This window comes from Chitinophaga silvisoli, from assembly GCF_003412465.1.
GTDB classification, from domain to species: Bacteria; Bacteroidota; Bacteroidia; order Chitinophagales; family Chitinophagaceae; genus Chitinophaga; species Chitinophaga silvisoli.
Map to the genome: position 1 here is coordinate 96329 of NZ_QTJV01000017.1, position 25302 is coordinate 121630.

A 25302-nucleotide genomic window follows, 5' to 3' on the forward strand; every position below is an offset into this window, starting at 1 on the left:
TATACAAGAGGCCAGCCAAAAAGATTCGGCTGGCCTCTGGATGATCTGGGTTTTCCAAATTATGGAATTGGGGGAAAGATGGATGGAATTGAGGTCGCGGTTTTTAAAAATGCATTCATATTGAAAGTACGTTTAGTTGAAACGCATTCATTGTTGAAACGCTTTTATTATTGAGCGAGTTCATTGTTGAACCCATTCATTGTTGAGCGTATTCATTGTTAAAACACTTTTATCGTTGAACGCGTTCATTTTAAACCCATTCGTTGTTGAGCGTATTCATTGTTGAAACACTTTTATCGTTGAACGCGTTCATTATAAACCCATTCATTGTTGAGCGTATTCATTGTTAAAACACTTTTATCGCTGAACGCGTTCATTATAAACCCATTCGTTGTTGAGCGTATTTATTGTTGAAACACTTTTATCGTTGAACGCGTTCATTATAAACCCATTCATTGTTGAGCCGTATTCATTGTTAAAACACTTTTATCGTTGAACACGTTCATCATAAACCCATTCATTGTTGAGCGCATTCATTGTTAAAACACTTTTATCGTTGAACACGTTCATCATAAACCCATTCATTGTTGAGCGCATTCATTGTCGATTACCTCAAAATCCATCACACACCCACACCAGCCGGTGCCTGCTCATACCCTACGAAAGTAATCGAAGCCGCAGCCCTACCGGAACTCAGGGTCCTCAAGCTTGTCACATAACCAAACAACTCTGCCAATGGCACATCCGCCTTTATTACCTGAGCATTCCCTCTCATTTCCATATTCCGGATCATCCCTCTTCTTCTATTCAGATCTCCCGTCACCGAACCGGTATATTCTTCAGGCGTGGTCACTTCTACACTCATCACCGGCTCCAATAACCTTGGCTTTGCTTTCGCCGCCACACTCTTGAAACCAATGATAGCAGCATGTTCGAAATCCAGTGCATGAGAATCATTCTCATGGATCTCACCATCCAACAACCTCACTCTCATGGATTGCATTGGGTAACCGGATAAAACACCTGTCTTCATCGCTTCTTCAAATCCTTTCTGCACAGCAGGGATGTATTCTCTGGGGATCGCACCGCCTTTGATCTCATTCACAAACTCCAAACCGGCCAGTCCATCTGTTCGCGGACCTAATTCAAATTGAATCACGGCGAAGCTACCACTACCCCCATTCTGCTTCTTATACACCTCTTTGTGGATAACTGAAGATGTGAATACCTCTTTGTAAGCTATCTGTGGTTGTCCTTTGCGCACTTCCAACTGGTAATTGGTCGCGATCTTTTCAAGGACTACTTCCAGGTGCAATTCACCCATACCTTTCAGGATGGTTTGTCCGGAAGCTGCATCCACACTCACCTGGAGCGTAGGATCTTCATCTACCAACCTGGCCAGGACTTCACCTAAACGGTTCGCATCTTTTGCCAGTTTGGCTTCTACGGCATAACCGATCATGGGTTCAGGGAAATCAATGCTTTCTAAAGAAACAGGATGCGCAGGATCGGATAATGTATCGCCTGTGCGGACTTCTTTTAGGCCCACTACGGCACCGATATCACCGGCTCCGATTTCTTCGACTGCTTCAAACTTGTCCGACATGATGCGAAGTAATCTGCTGATGCGGACCTTTTTGTTTGTACGATTATTCCACACCATGTCCCCGGTATGCAACGCACCTGTGTATACTCTTACAAGGGTCAGTTTGCCGGCGTAGTCATCAGCCATGATTTTGAAGGCTAAGGCAGCGAGGGGGCTGTCCGTTATAAGCGATGAAGGCAGTATGTCATCCTTTTCAGCAGAAGAAATCCTGGCATTTTCCAACAAATCCCGCAAATTACCCATCTCCTCAGGCGAAGGCAGATAATGCACCACGGCATCTAATAAAGGCTGCACACCTTTATTCCTATACGCCGCTGCCGCTAATACCGGCATCAACACACGACTCAGCGTTGCCTTCCTCAATGCCGCATACAAATCTTCTGCACTTACACTACCCGGATCTTCTGTATACTTTTCAAAGATCTTCTCATCTACCAATGACAACTCTTCCAGCAATGTTTGTCTTGCCTGCAAAGTAGCTTCCTGCAGGTGCGCAGGAATCTCCGTTACCACAAACTGCTTCCCATCATCACTATTCCACACATAGGCCTGCATGGTAATCAAATCAATCACACCAGTGAAATGATCCTCTGCACCAATCGGTATCTGTACCGGCACTGCATTCGCCTGCAACACATCCCTGATCTCCTGCACGACACGCTGGAAGTCCGCTCCCTGTCTGTCCATCTTATTGATGAGCACTATACGGGGCACTTCATACTTATCAGCTTGTCTCCACACGGTTTCAGATTGCGGCTGTACACCAGACTTCGCACAGAACACTACTACACCGCCATCCAATACACGCAGTGAACGTTCTACTTCGGCAGTGAAGTCTACGTGTCCGGGCGTATCGATCAGGTTGATCTGATGATCTTTCCAGTAAGTAGTAATCGCAGCAGAAGAGATGGTGATACCACGTTTTTCTTCCTGCGGATCGCTGTCCATAACCGTGTTTCCTTCATCTACACTACCTAATTTATGTGTCAGACCTGTGTAGTACAACATACGTTCTGTGACGGTGGTTTTACCAGCATCGACATGGGCCATGATTCCTATATTCCTATATTGAGATAAACGTTTCATAAAATAAATGATAAAAAAAAGCGCCTCCCGTTTGGTAACGAGAGGCGCTTGCTATTGCAAATGCATTCCCTGTTACCGGACTAATCTGGTAATTACTAAAATCAATGTTAAAATTGTCAGGAGCTGCATGCTGTTAAATAATTTAAATACAATAAGATTAATTTTGACTCACGGGGGAGACAAGGCTTAGCTGAAAAACAATAAATGTTATTGTGGGAGTGTGTAGATGATACAACATATCCGGGTGCAAGGCTGCCTCCCCGTCTTAAATTAAGACGATACAAGTACTGGCAATTACTGCCCTTATTACTGTACGATATGTGTTGTGAGTAAACATAGTGCAAATTTATAAAGAAAATCTATTAAAACAAAATTCGCATAGATGGGTGGTCTGAGTTCAAAATGTCATACAGATAACCGCCATTACCCATTAATACTTCTAATTTTATTGTAATTTACTGTCATGACCAAGGATCGGAAATCACCACATATACTCAACACCTCTACGAACCTCCTGGGCTTCTGCCTGATCGTATTGACCTCGATAAAAGTATCAGGTTTCAACCACGTGACTGTCATTGATGATATTACGGGGGTAGCAGCTATTTTGCTGATGGCGAGTTGCTTATCATCTTTTCTTTCTTTGAGATCTTCGAAGCCGGACTGGAGTGAGAAACTGGAGACTGTGGCTGATTATATATTTTTGTCGGCTTTGGTATGTATCAGCATTACCATCATTTTCGTGTCTTTCAATTTGTTGAAATAGTATTCCCTTATTTACAATTTATTGAAGCGGTATTTCATTATTCCCAATTTATTAGGTAGTATTCCCTTATTTCCTACTTGTTAAGCAGTATTCCCTTATTTACAATTATTGAAGCGGTAATCCCTTATCTCCAATTTATTAAGTAGCACTCCCCTATCTCCATTTTATTGACAGTATCCCCTTATTCACCTTCTTTTTAAAAATAAAATAAGGAAATACCCACCCACTAATTCTATCCCTTAAAAATCTCCTAATTATCCTTATTCGTATCCATAATCTCCTCATTTTCCACTTTCAATATGAAATAAGGAAATAGTGATTTCTTCTTCTGCAACACCACCACAAATGGCTTGTCAAAAACCAGATTCGGCGGCCGCATTACTTCCTCCCCTTCCACCAGCGCAGCCATAGTATCCACCACCAGGTCTGCCGCATCTACTATCTTCGCCCCTTCCTGGTCCAATGTAAAGAACGTCTTCTGCCGGGCCGTCTTTACCCTATACGGCTTCCCTTTCGCCTTAAAATCAATTCCTTCCAGTTCCTTAAAATGCTCTTCCTCCTGGAATTTCAATATCGGGATCTTCAGGGAAGCAAAGTCCTTGATCTTCGTTCCCTTCCGGATGGCCCCCTGGATCTGCTGGAGGATGACGTGCAACTGGGCTCCTTTGTTAAACCCCTTGGCCAATATCATATCGGACGACTTATCCTTTGAATCCAGGCTGATTACAAAATGATCCTCATCCCTATAAAAGATCAGGTGGGCAATCCCAATTATTTCCGGATCATAATCCACCATCCCAAATGCCTTCACAGGTCTGCCATTGAATGTAAATGGCTCCTTAAGTGGTTGCATGGGTACATCAAATCCCAGCTCCCTTTGAAAATTCACCAGGATGGAGATTTCCTCCCCCTTGATCCTCACATCGCGCTTATATTCCTTTGGTCCTAATATATCCCCTGATACCGGACTATCATTCATCCACTTCACCGCCTTTGCCTTATTATTAATCGGCGCACCTACCTGTTGCCTCATTTCATTCCACGCCAATGTAAAACTCGCTGCATATGCTACGTTTTTATTAGCATCAACCGGCGTAAGCATATTAGGTACTATCTGTGATCTTGAATAATATCTCGTTTTCCTACAGGCGGACATCAGCACCATGGCCGCCAGCAAATAGGGATATAAAGTTTTCATAACTGCAAGTTATGACAAAAACGGCTACCTTTACCCTGATGCTTAACAGGGTCATATTTTTCATAGCCAGTCAAACGCACATTCTCGATCTCGCAGGGCCTGTACAGGTGTTCTATGAGTCCGCAGAATATGGACATCCTTATGAGATCATCTACCTTTCTGACCAGCCGGAAAAAGCATGCTCTTCCGGACTCATGATAGGCCAACTCCAACACATCAACGATGTTCACATCAGGCAGGATGATATTATTTTTATTCCGGGATTTCAGTTGCAGGCAGATAACCAGGCGCTGAAAGACTGGCTGATTCACATTGCTCACGCGGGTGCCACCCTTTGCTCTGTATGTACGGGTTCCTTTGCGTTGGCAGCTGCCGGCATCCTGGATGGACATGGATGTACCACGCACTGGAAATATACTCAACGCCTGCAGGAGGAGTACCCGGAAACGAAGGTGTTTACTAACCGATTGTTTGTAAAGAGCGGGAATATTTATACCAGTGCCGGGATTACTACAGGAATTGACCTGGCACTTTTCATTATTGAAGAACGGCATGGTCCTGCTTTTGCATGGCAACTGGCGGCAGAGCTGGTAGTGTATATCCGCAGGGATGGGGATGATTCACAGCAAAGCGTTTACCTGCGTTACAGGCGGCATATCAATAATCATATTCACCAGGTGCAGGATTATATTATTCATCACCTGGATCAGAAATTATCGCTGGATGTGCTGGCGGCACTGGTGCATACAGGTTCAAGGAACCTGACGAGGATGTTTAAGGCGGCAACGGGCATTACGATTGGACAATATATCGAAAGTCTGCGAGTAGAGAAGGCGGTCAATTTATTGAAGGAAAAGAATAAGGTGACCATCGTGGCACAGCAATGTGGGTTTAAGAGTGTGGTGCAATTGAGGTCAATGGTGAAGAAGTATACGGGGGAACTGCCATCGAAAATGTCCTGATACTTTCCTCTCTTGTCCTTTTCCCTCCTTTTTCCCTCCCCTACCTTTACCGCCATAAAATTACCGCCATTATGAAACGGATCATTTCAATCGCGCTATTTACCATGCTGACCGCCTTTGCCAGCGCACAAACCTACGTTTGCCCACCCTGCAATGGACCCAGCTGCGATACATTGACTTTTACCCAACCCGGCAAATGCCCGCATTGTGGCATGAAGCTGATTAAAAAAGAAGAAGAGATTAAAAAACTGAATGTCTGCTTCTACCTGTATGATGGCATTGAAGTACTGGACTTTGCCGGTCCTCTGGAAGTGTTTTCTTATGCAGGATGTAATATCTCTATCGTTTCAAAGACGACGGACCCACTTCGTGCACAGGGCGTGCTGAAGGTACTGCCGACTTATAGCATTGAAAATGCGCCTCCGGCGGATATTTTTGTCACCTTCGGCGGGAATGATGATGTGGCGGCTAATGATCCTGAGGTGATTAAATGGATCCAGTCAAGAATTCCTGATACTAAGTATTTTATGTCTGTATGTACAGGGGCGTTTATTCTTGGGAAAGCCGGCATCCTCGATCATAAGACTGTGACGACTTTTCACAATAGCATTGAAAACCTGCGGAAGGCATTGCCAAATAGTACCGTGCTGGCGGATAAGAGATTTGTGGAGGATGGGAATGTGCTGACGACGGCGGGGATTTCTGCAGGGATTGATGGGGCGCTGCACCTGGTAGAGAAGTTGAGAGGTCATGATGCGGCGATACAGATAGCGAAGCAGATGGAGTATGATAAGTGGGTGCCTGGTGAAGGGCTTGTGGTGAAGAAATAATACAGAAAATCAGGAAGAGGTTGTATCAACCAGTAAAATGTTCCGGGATTAAATTCGAGTACCTGATGGAGAATTTTTTATTTTAAATACCATCAATTTACTGTTGATACAACCTTTTCCATTATCATACTGCAATTGCTTCTTTATTATACTTATTCCTGTACTCCACCGGCGACAACCCGGTCTTCCGCTTAAACACCGTCCTGAACGCCTTATTATCCGCATATCCTACCTCGCACATCACCTCATTGATATTCTTGCGGCTGGTCTCAAACCCTTTCTTTGCCGCCTCAATCTTCACCCGCTGGATATATTCTGATACCGTATTGCTGGTCGCTTTCTTAAACCGTCGTTCAAAACTCCTTCTGCCCATTGTACACAAAGATGCCAATTGATCGACCGTAATCCTCTCCTGGAAGTTTTTCTCAATGAAATCCTGTGCCCGCTTGATATCTTCATCCTGATGATCCCGCTGGCCGCGGAACATGATAAAGGGTGACTGACTGAAACGGTCGATTTCAATGGCGAAGAACTTCGCACAGAAGATGGCCATTTCCCGGTCAGTGTATTTCTCTACCAGGTACAGGAGCAAATTCCAGAATGAATTAGCACCTCCGCTGGAGTAAATGCCATTCTCATCGGTGATGATCCTGTCGGATACCATTTCTACGTCAGGGAACATTTTTCTGAACAAATGCACAGACTGCCAGTGTGTACTGCACTTCCTGCCTTGCAACAGGCCAGTGGCAGCCAGGAGGAAAGCACCTACACAGAGACTCGAGACTTCAGCTCCCCGTTCATACTGTGCCCTGATCCAGGGGAAGAAATCGCTGTTGGCAGCAATGACTTTGTCCATTTCCCCGTTTACGGCAGGGATAATGATCAGGTCAGTATTAAAATTATCCTGTATGCTGAGGTCAGGAGTTACTTTGCAAAAGCCATCGTAGACAATGGCATCGTGGGTCATGCCAACGAACTGGATAGTGAATAATGGATCGTCTCCCCGGTCGATGAGGAAGCGATTGACATTAAAGAACATTTTATGTGCGCCTTCAATACAGCCCAGGGACGCGGCACCTCTGGGGATTAATATAGATATGTGTTTCATGGTTGTAGGTAGTGTTCTTCCAGGCGTAAGTTACTGAAAAATGTAACTTGATGACAGGGAGTGGTGAGTAGGGCTGTTAAGCAAAAAATACCAGGGTTAGCAATGCTGATAAATCAGATCAATTGCTGATGACCATGAAGCACATTTAATGATGAATACGGATAAGTCAGATTAATTGCGAATGACTATAAGGTACATCTAATGATGAATACAAATAAGTCAAATCAACTGCAAATAACATACGCCTAATGCCCAATACTAATTACACGGGTCGCCTTCCACACCCCATCCTTCAACCGCCATACCTGCACAAACTTCATCAACCCCACCTCTTCCTTTCCATTCTCCTTATGTATAAACCGATGCTCGCCCACCTCTATCGCCCCAAATCCCGGCATAGGATATACTTCCAAAGATCCCGGTACCAGCTCCCGCCTTAAGCCACTCGTCGCATTCCGCTCAAACATCGCCTTAAAATTCTTCATCGTCGTCGCATAATCACTCACCCCACCTCCATCATTATAAAACTCCACATCCTCCGCAAACACCTTCTCCAACACCGGCATATCATGGGTATTAAATGCATTGAACATCACACTGTCCATGTGTGCAATAGTATCAAACAATGCTTTGTCTTTAGGAACATAGCTGGACTTTTGGTTTTGGGCATAGCTTAACTGGCAAAAGGTGATGGCCAGCAACAATAGAATTTTATTTTTCATACCCTCAAGATAAAAAAAGGCCGGCACCTTTACAAGGTACCGGCCTACAATTATTTCTTCCAATTTACAGCTTCACAAACTTGCCCGTCTTATCACCCACCCTGATCAGGTACACCCCAGGTGTCAACCCACTGACAGATATCGTATTCATACCTGCCGTTACTTTGCCCGCCTGGATCATATTCCCTTTCAGGTCTGTGATTGTATAATAAGCACTTGCTGCGGCTGTCAGATACACCTGATCCTGGGCCGGGTTCGGATAGACCAAAGATGTATTAGTAGACTTTGCAGTGCTGGTAGTACGTGCTGCATCAGCCGTAGTCGGCTCACTGGCTGTACCACAAATTTCAAATTCATAAATTGAATAGCCATAAGGCGTATTCCTTTGTACACCATACATCCTCAGGTAGCGATAATCTTTTCCAATATTATCAATCAGGTCTGTACGGTTGCCGGTTGTTGTATTGATATAATGCCCAACGGTATCCCAGCTTAATGTATCCGTCTTTGCACCTAAGATATAATACTCTTTCGCATTAGCCACTTCCCATGTCAGCGTAATCTTATTCACATGTGATACCACTCCCATATCCACCGTGATCCATTGGGGGTCGGTAAACTGGCTCTCCCAACGGCTCCCCTGGTTACCATCTATAGCAGCATCCGCCGTACCGGAAGATGCTGTTGCTGACGCAGGCACCAGGTTATAACATCCTGTAGGTGCAGACCCGGAATCAGGTAATACCGGGTAGGTCAGCAAGGTCCTTGCCGGCACGGAAAAGGAAGCTACCTGAGCACCACTGGCATCATACACTTTACAGGTGCTGGTGCTGGCTGATGGATTGTATGCTACTGCATGACTGAAGCTGCCATTCTTTTCAAACACACTGCTGCTTGGGAAATTGGTATGATACTTAAATGAAAAATCACCCAGGTTCTGATGCGCATGTGTATAATAATACGTCATACCTGCTACCTCGTAATCCATGATGTAATCTGTATCCGTCACGGGCAACAATAAATTCTTTGCCATGAATGCTGCAGCATATCTGGGATCGGATATCTGTTTCCAGCCAAGGGCTACATGTGCCCAGTCATCGCCAAAATCTGTCTCATCTTTGTGCCCATCTACTGTAAGCGTCTCACTCATCATATCTGCATATTCTTTCTTCGCCCAGGTAGTATCCCTGGCTACATACTTAAACCCAGGATTTACAGGCAGGTATTGGATGGCATGGATATGCATCGGGCTTGCACTAAAATAGGTACCATAAGCAAAGCCCTGGTTACTCAGGATGCTACACATATTATGATTGTAGGTAGCAGGCAGGTTACGATTTTTCCAGTCAAACCAGTATTCCAGTGCTGCGTAGGTTTCACTGCTATAACCAAAAGCTGCTGCAGAACGGATAGCAGGGTCATTCAACTGATCGCCTAATAAGAATAAACCTATCCAGGACTGAATGGCCTCTGATGAAGATTCCTGGTTATTGCCTGTAGATGAACTGGTACCTCCTGCATAACTATGCCCGATCCATGGATCGAAAGTGCGCAGGAATGGCAGCGTAGTATCTGAGCGATCCCAGTTAGCATATTGTTTCGCCACCAGTTTGATCATGTCGCCATATTGGGCAATGAAATCAGGATCCACCATACCATATAACGCTGCTGCCAATACAAAGTAACCATAGTGAAAATGATTATCTGTAAAATAAGCAGATGTATAAGATTCATTGAAACCTACGATGGCTCCCCAGCGATCATACTTTGCAAAGAACTTTTCTGTTTCACCGGGTGTATATGTCAACCAGTTCACGAGGGCTGCCCTGGTTTTGGCTTTTAATGATTCATAAGCCTGGTGATTCAGTTCCTTTGCCATCACGGTGTATTTTGCAAAGTTGAGGATGTCCTTACCACCCCAGTAAGTATCTCCGCCATAGTCTTTCTTCTTAGAAAATTGCGTGAGCAGGTTATACATCGCACCTGCATCATAAGGCGCTGCATCGCCTGCACTCCTGTACGGTGCATTGAAGTTGGGAAGAATACCACCGAAGTCGTAAGTGAATGTCCAGGCATTCCCGATGGATGTTTTCATGGTACCGCGCGGACTGACATAACTATATGCACTGAAGTTCACATTGTGGGTAGCATCGTCGTAGAGATGTGGCAGGAAACCTTGTATGGTGGGCCCTGCGCTGCCGCCTTTCAGGTTGGTGGTGGTGACATTCCAGTTCACTGCTACTTTACCGGCACCGGCATTATAATCGTAAGAAACTGTTGAATTTGTAGGCTTGTTAAAAGCGTATTGTTCATAGGTAGTCAGATCAGCGGGAGCCAATAATGCAGAGACGACAAAGAAAGCATTGCCACTATTCGTATTCAACACCAGCTTTTCTGATTGATTGCCATCGGAGGCCCAGCGGGTACCGAAGTTGCCATCGTTTACATTCGCAGCAGCGAAAGGTCCTTCTACCGAGGAGGCGGTGACTGACTTATTCTGAGAGAGTAAGGTCGTGTTGTTAAATACCTGCATTTCCCAGAGGGAGTAGGCATAGATGGTACCTCTTTCGTTGAGGGTGATCTTTACATAGCGGGCAGTGGTATCTTTAAAAGATAATGAGTCTGTGCCGCCATCGCCATTGATGACAGTTACCACTGTGGCCCAGCTGGTGGTATCATTGGATACCTGGATGCTGTAACCGGAGGCATAGGCTGTTTCCCAACTTAGTTTTACAGCATTGACGTGCTGAGAGCTACCTAAGTCAATTCTTACGAATTGCTGTCCCTGGATAGCAGCGGTGGTTTTGCCATCAAGGTGAATACCGAAATAGCGGCCATCGGTTTTGATCACAAAAGATTTGTTGGTCGGGAGCGTCAAAGCATTGCCACTTGCAGTGAGGTAAGAGCCTCCTTTATCGAGTGCGATTTCAGGATTGATTCCTTGTGTTTCGAACCAGAAAAAAGGGATGCCGTGGTACATGGTGACATCCATATTTTTGCCATGTGTGCTGTCTGGCAGCGACATGACTACACCCCAGTCGGACCAGTCTTTGGCAATGGCTTTTTCCGGTGCATAGCCATCAGCTTTGATGCTCATGTAACCACCGTATTCCAGGTTAGAGCCATCGGCTACAAAGCTGTTAGCAAAATAAATTTTTGTACCAAAGTTCTCCGGATCGGCGGAAAGTGGGTATGCCCAAAGCATGCCTGCATACTGGGATACGACGAGGTCTGTCCACCAATCGTTGGTAGGAATGGCCTGGTGTTTTTTGTTTTGAGCTACGTAAATGGGTGCTGTGTACACGAATGCCTGCAGGGAGGAATCGAGTTCAGATACCGGTGGAAAAGAGGCGTAGCTACCTGCGCCGACAGGCACAGGGGATTGGGCATGCAGTTGCCATGTGCCGATAGATAGCACTACTGCCAGCAGGTAAAGGTTCTTCATGGTCATCCTGAGATTTTATGGATTATGGGTATGTCTTTTAATGAAAATCGATCATGGTTTCAGGGGGTAAATTTACTAAATAATCAGAGGGGAAATATGATTAAAATCAATACCGGGGTGTGCGTAGCAGGCCCCGGTACGATTCTCTATCGGAAGAGTGAAGGTTTATGCAGAGATGAGATTATATCTATACAATCAGTAACCTGTAATTATCCTTCTTTCTACTCCTTCTATCTCCATAATTAGTTCTGTTCCATAGGCGGTAGCCGGCGTTTGATATCCTGCTTTAAAATCTTTATTCAAGACCTTTTTTGTAATCAGTAATGCAGTCAATGCTGTCAGGGTATATGCTTCGGGCACCACCATATGTGCAGTAAGCGTGTTCCCTTTGGGGTTAGTGACCTGTGCCCAGATCAAAGTATTCGTTTTGTCGCGGGTAGCCTGATCTGGTCCGGGAGATTGACTTTTGACAATCGCATTTGCAATACCACGTACCAGTTTAGTTTTCAACAACCAGTTGTAAGCTGCTTGTCCCTTCAAAAAGAACCAGGCTGCTTTATTGATATTGATATAGGTTTCGATATTCGGTATTCCCGTGGAAACATACGCTGTACTCAGGTCTCCCCATGGAAGACTCATGGTGAAGATCTTCTTTTTTTGCCCTGGGAATTGCACATACATGCCTTTTTTCCCTACAGGTTCTTCCACTAGTTTGCCATCAATCCTGGATAATCCCGGGAGGCCGAGTTTGAGTACGGTATTAATAGCAGTGCCTCTTGACAATGCGCTATTCAATATTGCGAATGCGATCTTTAAGGAACTGGCATCGGGCATTTGTTGTTTGAGCCATAGCGCAAGGCAGTCTGTAGGTACTACGTCGTAACCGGCACCGGGCAGGAGCATGACACCTTTATCTCTAGCAGCTTTATCGTAGGTACGGATCATGTCATAGATCATGGCATCGCCATTCAAATCGAGGTAATGCCGGCCTTCGGCAATACAGGCTTCTACTAATTGCTTCGCGGTAAAATCGTAAGGGCCGGCTGCATTTACCACTACACCTACTTCCTGCAAGGCTTGTTGTATGGCAGACTGATGATCCAATGCAAATACACGAATGGGCAGACTGAGTTCAGCACCCAGTTTTTCCAACGCCTGTTTGTTTCTGCCCGCCAGGATAGGTTGCAGGCCGAATGCCGCCGCATAGCGGGCAATTAATTCTCCGGTATAGCCGTTTGCTCCATAGAGCAGGAATGAATGATCCAACATGGGAGAAATGTACAAATATTCTTTGTTATACTCTCATATAATCGCCCTGCCATTCTTTTACTGCGCGCTTGATCTGGTCAGGAGAAAGGTTTTCTGCCAGGGCTCTCTTCACCAGGCCGGGGAATTCACCATCTGACGCAAACCTTAACGCCAGGATCTGACCAAGGGAAAGATTTTTTTCCAATGGTTCAAAGCGCTGGCCTGTCAGCGCAAAATACCTGAACCGTACTTCGAGCCGGACGATTCTATCCTGGGTAGTGAGCGCGTAATGCTGCCTGAGCATAAAGCCCAGCCAGCCAATGATCAACAGGAGGATGGCCATGAATACCCATTCCAATGCAGCATCTGGATGCCTGACAGCAAAGGTAATGCTGGCTATGATCCCGACTAAGAGAACAGGATAGAATACAAAGTGATGAGGTGGATAATACCGGATGTGATTCTTATAATTTTGTGTTTCCATGAGATAAATGTAATCATTTATCAGGCTCTTAGCCGGGAAGGTGCCACTCCATATGCTTTCTTAAACACAAAAGAAAAATGCGACAGGTCTTTAAACCCTACTTCCAGGTAAACATCTGTGGATTTCCAACCCTTTTCTTTTATCAGGAAATAGGCATCTTCCAATCTCTTCTGCTGTAGCCATTTACCGGGTGTGGTATGGAATACTTTTTCAAAGTCTCTTTTAAATGTCGCCAGACTCCGGCCTGTCAGGTAAGCAAACCTGCTGATATCAACATTGAATTTGTAATGCTCATTCATATAGGCTTCCAGGTCTATCTTGCCCGGTGCACTAAAATCGAATAACAGGTTCTTCAGCTCAGGCTTCAATTGCAATAACAACATGACCGCCTCTTTTACCTTCATCATGGTGAGCATAGGGTTATGCACGCCCTGTCCGTCTATATAAGGTTGTAATGAATCCCTGTAATGTGTCAGGAGCGAATGTTCCGGGAGATGGAAGTTCTTTTCCCCTTTGAAGATACCATCTGCTTTCAGGCCAGTCTCCTGACTTAAGCTATGTAGCAGTTCCTGGTCTATCCTGATGCCTACAGTTTTGAAATCGCCCCCGGTGGCAGGCGGGATCTTCACGAATTTTGCGAGCTGGTTCCTGGCAAAGAAGCGGAAATCGCCCGCTTTAAACACATAATGCTTGCCATCCAGGAACACTTCCTGTGTACCGGCAACGATATATCCCAGGGAATGCTCGCCGATGAAATTCTCACCTTCTCTGCTCACGTGATGGTAACAGGATACAAGTATTCTTTCCTTTTCTGACATACTTTAATAATTAAATACGGGGTTGTATCAAAAGTAAAATTCCCGGGATTTAATACGGCTTCCTGATGGAGAGAATTTTCTTTAATTGCATACTAAATGCCATCAAATTACTTCTGATACAACCTCATCTGTATTTTATCCTCTGATGATCGTCTTTGGTTCTACATATTCTTCCAGTCCAAAGGTACCATATTCTCTTCCGATACCAGACTGTTTAAATCCACCAAATGGTGCCATCGGATCATGCTGCAGGCTATTTACCATGACTCTACCTGCCACTATCTGCTCTGCCACTTTCCTGGCGCGCTCCTCGTTCGTACCACTCACATAGGCAGCTAATCCATAGGTAGTATCATTGGCCATGGCAATTGCCTCTTCTTCAGTTTTATAAGTTAGTACAGAAATGACTGGTCCGAAAATCTCTTCTCTTGCAATCTTCATATCAGGAGTCACATTTGCAAACACGGTTGGTTTTACAAAGTTACCGGCTTCCAGTCCCTCAGGATGGCCAGGGCCACCTGCCAGTACTTCAGCACCCTGTTCAATGCCTGACTGGATATAACTCTGTACACGTTCATATTGCTTTACACTTACCATAGGGCCTATTACAGTAGAATCATCTGCAGGATCACCTACTTTTGCATTCGCCACTGCCTCTTTTAATAAGGCCTTTGCTTCATCCAGGCGGGTTTCAGGTACCAGCAATCTTGTACCTGCTATACATGCCTGTCCATTGTTCATGAAACCTGCTGCTACTGCCATTGGAATCGCCTTAGTAAAATCAGCATCATCCAGGATGATATTGGGAGATTTACCACCCAGTTCCAGGGTTACTCTCTTCATGGTATCTACTGCACCTCTGGCAATCGTCTTACCTACCGCAGTAGAGCCAGTGAAGGAAATTTTTGCCACATCCGGATGGCGGGTCAGTTCAGCACCTACTACATTCCCCAGGCCATTGACTACATTGTAGATACCTGCAGGCAATCCTGCTTCATGAAATGCTTCGAGTACTATCTGTGTTTGCAATGCACTCATTTCACTTGGCTTGATCACGGCTGTACAACCAGCTGATATGGCGGTGGCCAGCTTACCACAAATGAAGTTGGCATTTGCATTCCATGGAGTAATGATGCCTACTACACCCAGTGGTTCCATTCTTACCCGGGAGCGGCCTGCTGTACGTTCAAATTCAAAGTCAGCCAGTACCTCCTGTGCATGCAGGAAAGCATCCAGCGCCATTTCAGTGCTTGCTTTTGCACGGGATACCGGTGCACCATATTCTTCTATAGTCGCAGCAGTGAGGTCATCGATACGCTTATAAAGGGCATCGTATAATTGCTGTAGATATTGAATCCTGGTTTCTTTTGAAGAAAGAGAAAAGGTCTTAAATGCTTCCTTTGCACTGGCGATGGCTAATTGGGCATCGGTTTCATCGCCGAGTCTTACTTGGCCTATGAGTTGATTGGTGGCTGGGTTGATCAGGTCAAACATTTCCTGTCCGTGAGGGGTGACAAATGCCCCGTTGATATAAATTTTATCTATCGTTTTCATAATTGATATTTTGATAGATCAAAGGTAGGACGGGAAGGGCTCATGCTGTTTTGTTCTAAAGCTCAAATTACTTTGTTATAAGGTGCAGTTATCCATCACCTTTCAGCAGGCGGTTCAAACTCCTTACACTTATGCCCATATAACCGGCAAGATCCTGTTTAGTGAACGCAATCTGCTGTGCGGCGAGCATTTTCTGTAACCGGGGTAGTAGCTCTGCCATGGTATATAATTGTTGTCTGGCCATCTTTACCGAAGAATTCGCTACTCTGGTGGCCAGCAGGCGCAGTACTAATGTATTGAAGGCGGGTACTGTCTGCAGAAAATAATGAAACTGGCCAACGCCCATGGCATACAGGCTTACAGGCGTTACCGCATCTACGCTACAAACCGTCTTCGTACCTCTTATGGCCTCTACTTCGCCCAGCATTTCGCCTTCACCCAGGAATTCTAAGATATACTCCTTACCATTCTCTTCCGTAATCAGGGGTTTTACTACGCCGGAACGGATGATATAGATCTGCAGGATTTCCTGCTCCTGGAAGATAAATCTTTGCCCCGCATCGAACTGCCGGATGGTAATAGCCCCTCCTGCTGCAGGCAGGATGTCATTGATTAATTGTAATAAGTCAAGGTTTGTTTGGATCATGTTGTAAATTGGGACAAATGTCCCGCGATTAAGTTTTACCCAAAGTAAATTTACGTCCTCAATTCATTATATGAAAATACTGATTACTGGCAGCACCGGACATCTTGGCGAAGCATTGGTCAGAACCCTTGCTCCACAAGGGCATGAAATTGTTTCTATCGATATACAGGCTTCAGGTTTCACTACACATACGGGGAATATTGCCAATCCTACGCTTGTACAGGAATGTATGCAGGGTGTGGATATCGTGCTTCATACAGCTACTTTGCATAAGCCGCATGTAGGCACGCATTCCCGCCAGGAGTTTGTTGATACTAACATCACCGGCACCCTGCAATTGCTGGAAGCGGCTACTGCCAACCGGGTAAAGGCTTTCATTTTCACCAGTACGACCAGTGTATTTGGGGATGCGCTTATACCGCCACCGGGGCAGCCGGCAGCGTGGATTACTGAGGATGTAGCGCCGCAGCCTAAGAACATTTATGGTGTGACGAAGACGGCTGCCGAGGATCTTTGCCAGCTCTTTTATCGCAATCAAAAATTGCCGGTACTTATTTTGCGCACCTCCCGTTTCTTTCCTGAGCAGGATGACAATAAAGGGATGCGCGATGCATTTGCAGATGATAACCTGAAAGCACTGGAGTATTTGTACCGGAGGGTAGATGTGGAGGATGTGGTGTCTGCACATATAGCGGCAATGCATCGTGCAGCGGAGATTGGTTTTGGGAAATATATTATCAGCGCGACTACGCCTTTTACAGCGGCAGATCTGCCAGCATTACGCGCAGATGCTGCCGGGGTGATACAAGGTATTTACCCGGAAGCAAAGGAGATCTTTGCACAACATAAGTGGCAGTTCCTGCCGCAGATAGACCGTGTGTATGTCAATGAAAAGGCCCGCAGGGAATTGCACTGGCAGCCACAACATGATTTCGGGTCGCTCTTACAAAAACTACAACAGGGGCTATCTATTAAGAGCAAACTGGCTGATATAATCGGTGCCAAGGGTTATCATACAGAAACGTTTTCAGAGGGGCCATACCCTGTGAGTCATTAAAAGCAAAGAGGTTGCATCAAAAGTAAATTGCAGGCATGGAGAACTAAAAAATTCTCTCTGCAATTATCCGCATTCAATCACGGAAATTTACATTTGACACAACCTCTTGTATATTTTATATCACATCTTTGCTGATCACGGTCCAGTCTTTATTGCCAAATCCTTTTGCAATCCACTCATCCATCACCTGTGCAACTACAGGGATCACATTCAGATGAGTACCGCCTTTAGCAGTAGCATCTATGAAGATACCGGCATCTTTGCGGGCCATGTTCAGTTCCCAGGAAGGGTCATCATAAGGTGCGGACAATATTCTCTTTAACCTGGAAGTAACGCCTAATCCGGGGTTCCAGTCGGCCAGCAGGGTCAGTATATCATCTCCGTTTACACCCAGTGCTTTACCTACGGAGAGCATGTCAGTGAGGCCTGCAGTGAGGCATATTAAGAATGAGTTGCCCACCAGTTTCATAGCAGCGGCCTTTCCTGTTTCTTCACCGAAGTTCAGCAGTTTGCCTGTCATAGGGGCTAACACAGGCTCCAGTTTGTTCACCACCGCCTGGTCACCTGATACCAGCATATAACCGGTGCTTTCCAGTGCATTGCCCGGGCCCATGAACACAGGGGCATGCAGATAGGTGAAGCCTTTCTCTTTCCATTCCTTAGTACGTTCTTTCGCACCTTCTACGGTAGTGGTAGTATGATCTATGATCACAGCACCTGCTTTAAATCCAGGTGCAGCAGCGGCCAATACTTCGTTTACAGCTGCATCATCCTTGACAACTATATGCACATAATCAGCACCCTTCACGGCATCGGCTACGTTCGTAAAAGCCTTTGCACCAAAAGCTTCCAGCGCGGTCGCTCTTGAAGTCGTTCTGTTCCATACCTGTACCTGCTCTCCTTTTTTAATTAAAGCCTTCGTGAAATTTGATCCTAAAAGGCCCATCCCTAAGAATGCTCTCATAATTTCCGTTATTTTTTTTAAAGTTACGAAAAGCGGTGACGAATTGATCTGCGGCCGCTTTTTTTGAAAAAATGATGTATAATGCAATACTAGCTTCCAGCATAAAAAGTGCCGGTGATACATTCCTTCAATTATGTGCTATCTTAGCAGTCATGTTAAAGTTTAGTTTAAAGTATTTTTTGCTGGCCCTGGCACTGTTTATTACTGAGGTACTGATAGCGCTATATGTACACGATTCCTTTATCCGTCCTTATGTAGGTGATTACCTGGTTGTTATCTTTATTTATTGCGTGGTGAGAAGTATTTACCAGGCTCCGGTGAGGCGTGTTGCAACTGGGGTCTTAGTTTTTTCATACCTGATTGAAATCGGGCAATACTTCAACCTGGTGGGGATACTGGGGCTGCAACACAACAGGGCGGCCAGGATTATAATCGGGACGAGCTTTGCGTGGAGTGATCTGGTGGCCTATACCCTGGGGATCCTGACGGTGATACTTGTGGAGAAAAAACGATAGAAGAATAACCCGTTTATGCTGACGACAATTCTGGTGGAAAAGAAGCGATAGGAGGATGCCCCTTACAAAAATCAGCAGCATTTTATAATTCTGAGGATTCATTCCCTAACATGCTTATTTTTGGATAAGCGCATAATTTTTCCGATCATGAAGATAACCCATACCTTACTATTGCTGCTTTTAGCATTGCCATCAACAGCACAACAAACACTTTGGCGTATCAGCAGCCCCCAAACAAAACAAGCATCGTACCTGTTTGGCACCACTTACAGTAATGCCCCCAATGCTTTCAATTTCAACGACTCGGTACTGGTCGCATTCCGGAAATCCAAAGGCTTTGCGATGGAAACGAACTATGATTCACTATTTCAATACCTGAGTATAGCAAAGTACGAGGAGGGAACAAACAATCCAATACGGAGCATACTTAGTAAAGAAGAATACGCCTTTGCTGACAGTCTGGTATTTAAGAGAAGAAGGGAGCACATTGAAGACTTACAAACCAAACACCTGACTGTAGTAGCCTCCCGGATTACAGGTGATAAAATCCTGCCCCTGGTAGGTCCTGAATACCCGCAATTCTGGCTCTCCCTCCAGGCCGACAAACTAGGTAAAACTACCTATGGCCTTGAAAAAGCGCAGAACCAGGTAAAAGTACTGTTTCCTGATACCGTACTGCCTGCATTCAAAAAGTACTTCCTTAGCAGGATAGGATATTTGTCCGCCGATGGCACAACCCCGGACCAGCACCTGGAAAGTCGTGCCGAGGAAATGGCCGCTAACTTCATCCGGCTCTCCCGCACTACGTCTATTTTCGCTGCTATAGATACGCTATATATCCCAGGACTGATTCAGCAGCTGCGCAGGCAGGGATATAAGGTAACACCTGTCAATGCTGCCACTACGGATAGAGCAAAGCAGGATCGTGCGCAACTGGAGAATGATACATGGTTTGCACTGAATAAGCCGGAAGAGGGCTTCAGCGTGCTACTCCCCTCTTACCCAAAGAAGAGCAGGTCCGCTGACCTGGAGAATGAGAAATATTATATAGGAGGTAATAAAACCAGCGGGGGTATTGTGGCTATCAGGGAGCTGACAGATATGGCCATTCCACGGGATACGATCGTTGCTGAAATCCTTAAGAAATACACAAAGAAGCAGAAGCTGGCAAGCATTCCTACAAAGCACATTGTGTACAAAAGGCATAATGGGATTGAAATTTCCGTCCGGGAAAAAGAAGGCATGTTCTCACTACGCATGTTCCTGGTGAATAACAGGGTATTCACATTTATTTATGCAGGACAGGATACCATCGACAGGGATCGTCTATTTAACTCTGTAAAGCTGTATGATATCCGGCCCCAAACAGTATACGATTCCTTTACTGTAAGAGGTGGCGCTGCCACAGTGCTTATGCCGGCGAACAGGTTTAGCTATAGGGAAGCAACATATACGCATGTATACAAAGCGGCAGACTATGCACAACACATCTCATACTTCCTGCGCACAGAGCTGCCACCCGCCGGCGGACAAGCAGATGATGGGACCATGTCGCTGACAGAAGAGACCAGGAGCCCTCTTGCCAATGCCAGTAAAATCGACTCCATCAGTTACCAGAAAAACGGACTACCCGTATACACGGTAAAATATAAACAGCTCAATGGATTCATGTCCCGCCAGGATGTGATAAAAAGGGGGACTGCCACCTTTACCCTGATCAGTACCTACGATCCCCGGCAGACGGACAGCAATTATGTAAACCGGTTTTTTAACAGCTTCCAGCTACGCCCTGTTCAAAGTAATGCTGAATGGGAAACTTTTACTGACAATGACAGCAGCTTCACGATAAAGACACCCGCATATATGCGCTTCAATATCCTCGCAATTGGCTGGGACCACCTTGCAGGTGCGAGCCGGAAGGTATATACAGCATGGGATACAGCCAGTCAGGCCAGGTACAGGGTTTCTGTGATAAGCTTCGATGAAAATGAGCAGGCAGCTGTTTCATCAGGCTTTATGTCAGCAGATGCCGATCAGACTATTATCAGCTCCACAAATTATAAGACGGGCGATTTACCTACCTGGGAACTAACATTGCAGGCTAAAAATCATTATACAAGAGAATATAGGAAGGCATTGATCTCTGGTCAAAAAGCCTATATTATACAGGCATTCCTGCCGGAAGAAATGGCAAGTACAGGGTATGGACAGCGCTTTCTCAATTCCTTCCGCCTGTTAAAAAGTGAAGCAATGCAGCAATAGCAATGACACCCATCCTTAGTAAAAAAGAGGTTGTAGCAGGCGTGAAATTACTTTCTGATACAACCTCTTCTTTTTTTATTTTAAAGTAATCCTCCCCACTGCAATCCTGTTCTTCCACACATTTTTATCAGACCTTCCAACCATATAGACATCATTCCCAATAGTTACCATACTCTTAGGCATAGCAGTAGGAATGTCTTTGTTACTAAAGATTTGATTTCTTGTCAGGGCTCCTGTTTTCTCATCCACACTAATCATAAAGCAATCTGATTTTGTCATTGCTGACGCAGTTCTTACCTGCTGCCCTGCCTGGGTGACAGTTGCATTTTTAGGGTTATCATTCATGAAGATGTTAATATTATGCCCTGACCTAACAGCACCAAAGCCAGAGTGATAGGGCATCTCAGAAGTACTGAAGAAGCTCATTGCCGGTCCCCAGCCGCTGGTGACAGCATACCCGTAGTGCTGAACCAGTTTCTCCCGCTGCTTTTTAGGAAGTGTCTGGATCCAGCTAACTTCACCTGTAGCAGCAACTTTACATAGCATTATATCACCCGATTCATAGATGGTAACAGAAGTAGTCCTTTCGGTACCGGGCGAGTTATTGACACCCGGACTATAATAAGTGGAAGTATTGGTATGAGAACTGAATGTTTCTGCCAGGATGATCAAACCACCATCAGTAGTTGGGAAGATATTCCGGAAATACATGTTTTTGCTCATCTTGAAAGCTTCCACATCTGTAGCGGAAGATTTATCTTTCTTCGATTTTTTTTCCTCATTACTATCATCGTCATCTTCATCATCAGCACTTACATTTTCATCCTTTGTCAACATCGATGCGGTGATCTCCCTGTCATTCGTAGAGATCGTCTTACCATCGTTGATGTCGATGCGCTGCACCATTAACCCGTCTACTTTTCCACTGTTCTTTATATTGCTGTAGAAAGCAGCCAATACCAGGTTTTTGTTATTTTCCTGCAGCACCTTTGTACTGTTCTGGAATTTACCATTCAGGCTGGTATTGATTTCTGACTCCTGCTGGCCACTTTCATTGTAGACCCGTATATTATAATGGTTAAAAATGTAGTTCTTATCCTTCGCCTTTTTGCCTTCTACAATGTCATAAATACCGCCGACCATTACTATCTTGTGGTTGAGGGTATAGACTACATCACTCAACTGATAGGTTCCTGGCCCGTATTCGTTGGAGAGCGTAACTCCCCCTGATACATTCAGCTGATCATCTATTTGCTGCACCATATATTGGGTTTCTCCTATTGTTCCAACGCGCTGTACGATGACCATCTTTGCACTGTCTGCGTTGTAGGCTATTTTGTAGGTAGGGGCACTCCACTTGTCCTGCATTTCGAAAGAGGTAATCAATTTCCAGTCACCTGCCAGATTTCCATTGTTTTTATCCAGTTTTGCGGCATACAGCTCCAGGGTTTTACGCTGTTTGTTAGTAGCCGATGCAAAGATGAAAAGATGATCACCCAATGGCTTGAATAGTTCGAACTCTTTATTTTTCAACTCTTTATCATAATCATGATCGTAGGCTTTGGTCAGATCCGGCCGTACTTTTATCAGGGTGCTCGATCTGCCCATCCTGGCAGTAACTACATAAAACTCTTTCACGGCTTCATGCAGTTCCATGAGGTAGACACCAGAATTGTCAGTAGTAATAACGCTGATTTCCGATGAACCTTTTCTAAGTTTGAAGTCATCTCCCCATTTTACAGTGGTTTTTTGTTGGGCTAAGGTAGAGACAGCACAAAGGAGTGCTATCCCGAAGAGATAAATAGATTTCATGTGAATGCTAATATAAGTTGGCACAAGTATATATCAAATCATATTAAAAAATACAACAAAATGACGGAGACCTCTATATTTAATAAAACGCTTCTTAAATAGAAACAATATCTTTAATCATCAATCAACATCATTTCGCTAAATCTGATCTACATGAGAAACTTGTTTTTACTACCCACTTTCCTCATTTTCCTTTACGCCTGTCAGACCCGAACGAATGAGCCATCCTTTATTCCTATTGACGGGATTGACTCAAGCATCAGGCCGGGCAATAATTTTTATAACTACGTCAACCTGAAATGGTATGATACCGCGCAAATACCACCGAGTCAGTCAGGTGTAGGTGCTTACCGCTTCATGAACTACCAGCAAAGGCTGAAGCTCCAGGGCATCCTGGATAGTGTATCGAAAAGTAATAATCCAGCCGGCAGTCTTGAACAAAAGATCGGTGATTTCTTTGCCGCGGGCATGGATACCAATACCATCAATCAGCGGGGCTATGAACCACTCAAGGCCGGCCTGGCACGGATCAATGCAATCAGCAGTATCCCTGACCTGCTGACCTTCGTAGCGGAAGAAAGCAAGTTGTCCAATATCTCCCTGATTGATTTCCAGGTATCACCCGACCAGGAAAACAGTAGCATGAATATGGGGCATGTTTACCAGACAGGTATCGGTATGCCTGACAGGGATTATTATTTTAAGACGGATTCTGCAACTGTAGCAATCCAGCAAGCCTATAAAAAGACCATCGCAGACCTCTTTACTTTGACAGGAAGCGATGCTGTGCTGGCACAAAAGAATGCAGCACTTGCTTACGACATTCAAAAACAACTGGCCACAGCGCATAAAACGAATATCGAACTGCGGGATATCAAAAACAACTTTCATAAAATAGCACTGGCCGATTTAAATAAGCAACATCCTAATATCGACTGGAAGAGTTACTTCCAGCACCTGGGTGCGAATATGGATTCTTTGGATCTGGCACAACCAGCTTATTATGATAAATTGAATACACTCCTCAAAACGATTCCGCTTGAGAACTGGAAACTGTACCTGCGTGCAAGTTACATGAGTAATTATGCCGATTGCCTTAGCAAACCATTTGTGAATGCTGTGTTTGAATATAATAAAGCCCTTACCGGACAAGCCGTGCAGAAGACCCGTGGAGAGACCATATCAAGTATGGTAGATATTTACCTGGGCATGGCATTGGGACAACTATACACAAAGCTCTACTTCCCGGAGTCAGCCAAGACAAGGATGCTGGAGCTGGTGAATAACCTGCAGAAAGCATTCTCCAACAGGGTAGATAGCCTGGACTGGATGAGTGACAGTACTAAACAAAAAGCAAAAGAGAAACTGTTTGCCATCACCAAGAAGATCGGGTATCCCGATAAGTGGCGTGACTACAACAAGGTGACCGTGGCGAAAGATAAATACTTTGAAAATGTGGTATCAGCAGCAGCAAACAACTTCCAGTATAGCCTGGCGAAACTGGGTAAACCTGTGGATAAAACAGAGTGGTTCACCACACCGTCTACTGTGACTGCCTATAACAATCCTTATGCGAACGAGATAGTCTTCCCTGCCGGGATCCTGCAACCACCTTACTTTGACAACAATGCGGACGATGCATTGAACTATGGAGGTATCGGGATGGTCATAGGCCATGAAATGACCCATACATTTGACGACCAGGGTGCGCAGTTTGATAAAGATGGGAATGTGAAAAGCTGGTGGACGGCAGAAGACTATGCAAAGTTCAAGGCTAAAACACAGCAGGTGATAGACCTGTACAGCACATTCACCGTACTGGATAGCATGCATTTAAAAGGTGGGCTGACGGTAGGAGAAAACACAGCGGATCTGAGTGGGATTGCAGTAGCCTATGATGCTTTTAAAATGACAAAACAGGGCAAGGATACCACTAAGATCGGCGGCTTTACACCTGATCAGCGCTTCTTCTTTTCAATAGCCAGGATCTGGAGAGTGAAGATGAAAGACGAATACCTGCGGTATTGGGTGAATAATGATCCGCATTCTCCGCCTTTGTGGAGGGTGAATGGACCATTGATGAATACCACGGCTTTTTACACAGCATTTCATGTACAACCGGGAGATAGTATGTACCTGAGCGAGGATAAGCGGATTAAGATCTGGTAACTTAGAAAACCATTAGCGCTTTCAGGTCTGTCCGACCTGAAAGCGCTCAC

Annotated in this window: 19 protein-coding genes; 7 read left to right on the forward strand and 12 right to left on the reverse strand. The window is 45.1% G+C overall.

The window, feature by feature from the left end; translation table 11 throughout:
* Positions 1-622 precede the first annotated feature (622 nt).
* The gene (gene fusA / locus DXN04_RS31105) at positions 623-2692 is read right to left on the reverse strand and encodes an elongation factor G (RefSeq protein ID WP_116857335.1); all 2070 of its coding nucleotides are present in this window, start codon (positions 2690-2692) and stop codon (positions 623-625) included.
* 463 nt (positions 2693-3155) lie between these two features.
* Here fusA and DXN04_RS31110 point away from each other — a divergent pair, with 463 nt between their 5' ends.
* Positions 3156-3458, forward strand: coding sequence for a hypothetical protein (locus DXN04_RS31110; protein ID WP_116857336.1), 303 nt, complete (start codon positions 3156-3158; stop codon positions 3456-3458).
* A 250-nt stretch (positions 3459-3708) separates the two neighbouring features.
* Here DXN04_RS31110 and DXN04_RS31115 read toward each other — a convergent pair whose 3' ends face one another.
* On the reverse strand, positions 3709-4656 hold the full coding sequence (locus DXN04_RS31115) for a serpin family protein (protein WP_116857337.1): 948 nt from the start codon (positions 4654-4656) through the stop codon (positions 3709-3711).
* An 11-nt stretch (positions 4657-4667) separates the two neighbouring features.
* Between DXN04_RS31115 and DXN04_RS31120 the strand changes: the two genes are divergently transcribed.
* On the forward strand, positions 4668-5618 hold the full coding sequence (locus tag DXN04_RS31120) for a GlxA family transcriptional regulator (protein WP_116857338.1): 951 nt from the start codon (positions 4668-4670) through the stop codon (positions 5616-5618).
* Positions 5619-5689: 71 nt separating this feature from the next.
* Positions 5690-6448, forward strand: a complete 759-nt coding sequence (locus DXN04_RS31125; RefSeq protein ID WP_116857339.1) for a DJ-1/PfpI family protein — start codon at positions 5690-5692, stop codon at positions 6446-6448.
* A 124-nt stretch (positions 6449-6572) separates the two neighbouring features.
* Here the strand turns inward: DXN04_RS31125 and DXN04_RS31130 are convergent, their stop codons facing one another.
* The 8 genes from DXN04_RS31130 to DXN04_RS31165 all read right to left on the reverse strand — a co-directional run bounded on the left by DXN04_RS31130 (position 6573) and on the right by DXN04_RS31165 (position 16473).
* The gene (locus tag DXN04_RS31130; protein WP_116857340.1) at positions 6573-7556 is read right to left on the reverse strand and encodes a GlxA family transcriptional regulator; all 984 of its coding nucleotides are present in this window, start codon (positions 7554-7556) and stop codon (positions 6573-6575) included.
* A 245-nt stretch (positions 7557-7801) separates the two neighbouring features.
* Positions 7802-8278, reverse strand: coding sequence for a nuclear transport factor 2 family protein (locus DXN04_RS31135; RefSeq protein WP_116857382.1), 477 nt, complete (start codon positions 8276-8278; stop codon positions 7802-7804).
* 64 nt (positions 8279-8342) lie between these two features.
* Positions 8343-11723, reverse strand: a complete 3381-nt coding sequence (locus DXN04_RS31140; RefSeq protein ID WP_158569254.1) for a glycosyl hydrolase — start codon at positions 11721-11723, stop codon at positions 8343-8345.
* A 195-nt stretch (positions 11724-11918) separates the two neighbouring features.
* Complete coding sequence (locus tag DXN04_RS31145; protein WP_116857342.1) at positions 11919-12992, reverse strand: saccharopine dehydrogenase family protein; 1074 nt, start codon at positions 12990-12992, stop codon at positions 11919-11921.
* A gap of 25 nt (positions 12993-13017) precedes the next feature.
* Positions 13018-13455, reverse strand: a complete 438-nt coding sequence (locus tag DXN04_RS31150) for a DUF6526 family protein (protein ID WP_116857343.1) — start codon at positions 13453-13455, stop codon at positions 13018-13020.
* Between the two features lie 20 nt (positions 13456-13475).
* Positions 13476-14273, reverse strand: a complete 798-nt coding sequence (locus tag DXN04_RS31155; RefSeq protein ID WP_116857344.1) for a helix-turn-helix domain-containing protein — start codon at positions 14271-14273, stop codon at positions 13476-13478.
* Between the two features lie 135 nt (positions 14274-14408).
* Positions 14409-15827, reverse strand: a complete 1419-nt coding sequence (locus DXN04_RS31160) for an aldehyde dehydrogenase family protein (RefSeq protein ID WP_116857345.1) — start codon at positions 15825-15827, stop codon at positions 14409-14411.
* 88 nt (positions 15828-15915) lie between these two features.
* Positions 15916-16473, reverse strand: coding sequence for a Crp/Fnr family transcriptional regulator (locus DXN04_RS31165; RefSeq protein ID WP_116857346.1), 558 nt, complete (start codon positions 16471-16473; stop codon positions 15916-15918).
* A gap of 70 nt (positions 16474-16543) precedes the next feature.
* On the opposite strand from DXN04_RS31165, the gene DXN04_RS31170 reads away from it, so the two are divergent.
* A complete protein-coding gene (locus DXN04_RS31170; RefSeq protein ID WP_116857347.1) occupies positions 16544-17530 on the forward strand; it encodes an NAD-dependent epimerase/dehydratase family protein in 987 nt (328 codons plus the stop codon).
* 115 nt (positions 17531-17645) lie between these two features.
* Here DXN04_RS31170 and DXN04_RS31175 read toward each other — a convergent pair whose 3' ends face one another.
* Complete coding sequence (locus DXN04_RS31175) at positions 17646-18494, reverse strand: NAD(P)-dependent oxidoreductase (protein WP_116857348.1); 849 nt, start codon at positions 18492-18494, stop codon at positions 17646-17648.
* 152 nt (positions 18495-18646) lie between these two features.
* On the opposite strand from DXN04_RS31175, the gene DXN04_RS31180 reads away from it, so the two are divergent.
* Both DXN04_RS31180 and DXN04_RS31185 read left to right on the forward strand, forming a co-directional pair.
* On the forward strand, positions 18647-19009 hold the full coding sequence (locus DXN04_RS31180; RefSeq protein ID WP_116857383.1) for a ribosomal maturation YjgA family protein: 363 nt from the start codon (positions 18647-18649) through the stop codon (positions 19007-19009).
* A gap of 147 nt (positions 19010-19156) precedes the next feature.
* Entirely contained in the window at positions 19157-21271 is a 2115-nt protein-coding gene (locus DXN04_RS31185) for a TraB/GumN family protein (RefSeq protein ID WP_116857349.1), read from the forward strand.
* A 75-nt stretch (positions 21272-21346) separates the two neighbouring features.
* Here DXN04_RS31185 and DXN04_RS31190 read toward each other — a convergent pair whose 3' ends face one another.
* Positions 21347-23083, reverse strand: a complete 1737-nt coding sequence (locus DXN04_RS31190) for a hypothetical protein (protein ID WP_116857350.1) — start codon at positions 23081-23083, stop codon at positions 21347-21349.
* 153 nt (positions 23084-23236) lie between these two features.
* On the opposite strand from DXN04_RS31190, the gene DXN04_RS31195 reads away from it, so the two are divergent.
* A complete protein-coding gene (locus DXN04_RS31195) occupies positions 23237-25252 on the forward strand; it encodes a M13 family metallopeptidase (protein ID WP_116857351.1) in 2016 nt (671 codons plus the stop codon).
* Positions 25253-25302 lie beyond the last annotated feature (50 nt).

Excerpts from the sequence above, each read along its gene's own strand:
- fusA (WP_116857335.1), bottom strand. The coding sequence starts at position 2,692 with ATGAAACGTTTATCTCAATATAGGAATATAGGAATCATGGCCCATGTC.
- DXN04_RS31110 (WP_116857336.1), top strand. The coding sequence starts at position 3,156 with ATGACCAAGGATCGGAAATCACCACATATACTCAACACCTCTACGAAC.
- DXN04_RS31115 (WP_116857337.1), bottom strand. The coding sequence starts at position 4,656 with ATGAAAACTTTATATCCCTATTTGCTGGCGGCCATGGTGCTGATGTCC.
- DXN04_RS31120 (WP_116857338.1), top strand. The coding sequence starts at position 4,668 with ATGACAAAAACGGCTACCTTTACCCTGATGCTTAACAGGGTCATATTT.
- DXN04_RS31125 (WP_116857339.1), top strand. The coding sequence starts at position 5,690 with ATGAAACGGATCATTTCAATCGCGCTATTTACCATGCTGACCGCCTTT.
- DXN04_RS31130 (WP_116857340.1), bottom strand. The coding sequence starts at position 7,556 with ATGAAACACATATCTATATTAATCCCCAGAGGTGCCGCGTCCCTGGGC.
- DXN04_RS31135 (WP_116857382.1), bottom strand. The coding sequence starts at position 8,278 with ATGAAAAATAAAATTCTATTGTTGCTGGCCATCACCTTTTGCCAGTTA.
- DXN04_RS31140 (WP_158569254.1), bottom strand. The coding sequence starts at position 11,723 with ATGAAGAACCTTTACCTGCTGGCAGTAGTGCTATCTATCGGCACATGG.
- DXN04_RS31145 (WP_116857342.1), bottom strand. The coding sequence starts at position 12,992 with ATGTTGGATCATTCATTCCTGCTCTATGGAGCAAACGGCTATACCGGA.
- DXN04_RS31150 (WP_116857343.1), bottom strand. The coding sequence starts at position 13,455 with ATGGAAACACAAAATTATAAGAATCACATCCGGTATTATCCACCTCAT.
- DXN04_RS31155 (WP_116857344.1), bottom strand. The coding sequence starts at position 14,273 with ATGTCAGAAAAGGAAAGAATACTTGTATCCTGTTACCATCACGTGAGC.
- DXN04_RS31160 (WP_116857345.1), bottom strand. The coding sequence starts at position 15,827 with ATGAAAACGATAGATAAAATTTATATCAACGGGGCATTTGTCACCCCT.
- DXN04_RS31165 (WP_116857346.1), bottom strand. The coding sequence starts at position 16,473 with ATGATCCAAACAAACCTTGACTTATTACAATTAATCAATGACATCCTG.
- DXN04_RS31170 (WP_116857347.1), top strand. The coding sequence starts at position 16,544 with ATGAAAATACTGATTACTGGCAGCACCGGACATCTTGGCGAAGCATTG.
- DXN04_RS31175 (WP_116857348.1), bottom strand. The coding sequence starts at position 18,494 with ATGAGAGCATTCTTAGGGATGGGCCTTTTAGGATCAAATTTCACGAAG.
- DXN04_RS31180 (WP_116857383.1), top strand. The coding sequence starts at position 18,647 with ATGTTAAAGTTTAGTTTAAAGTATTTTTTGCTGGCCCTGGCACTGTTT.
- DXN04_RS31185 (WP_116857349.1), top strand. The coding sequence starts at position 19,157 with ATGAAGATAACCCATACCTTACTATTGCTGCTTTTAGCATTGCCATCA.
- DXN04_RS31190 (WP_116857350.1), bottom strand. The coding sequence starts at position 23,083 with ATGAAATCTATTTATCTCTTCGGGATAGCACTCCTTTGTGCTGTCTCT.
- DXN04_RS31195 (WP_116857351.1), top strand. The coding sequence starts at position 23,237 with ATGAGAAACTTGTTTTTACTACCCACTTTCCTCATTTTCCTTTACGCC.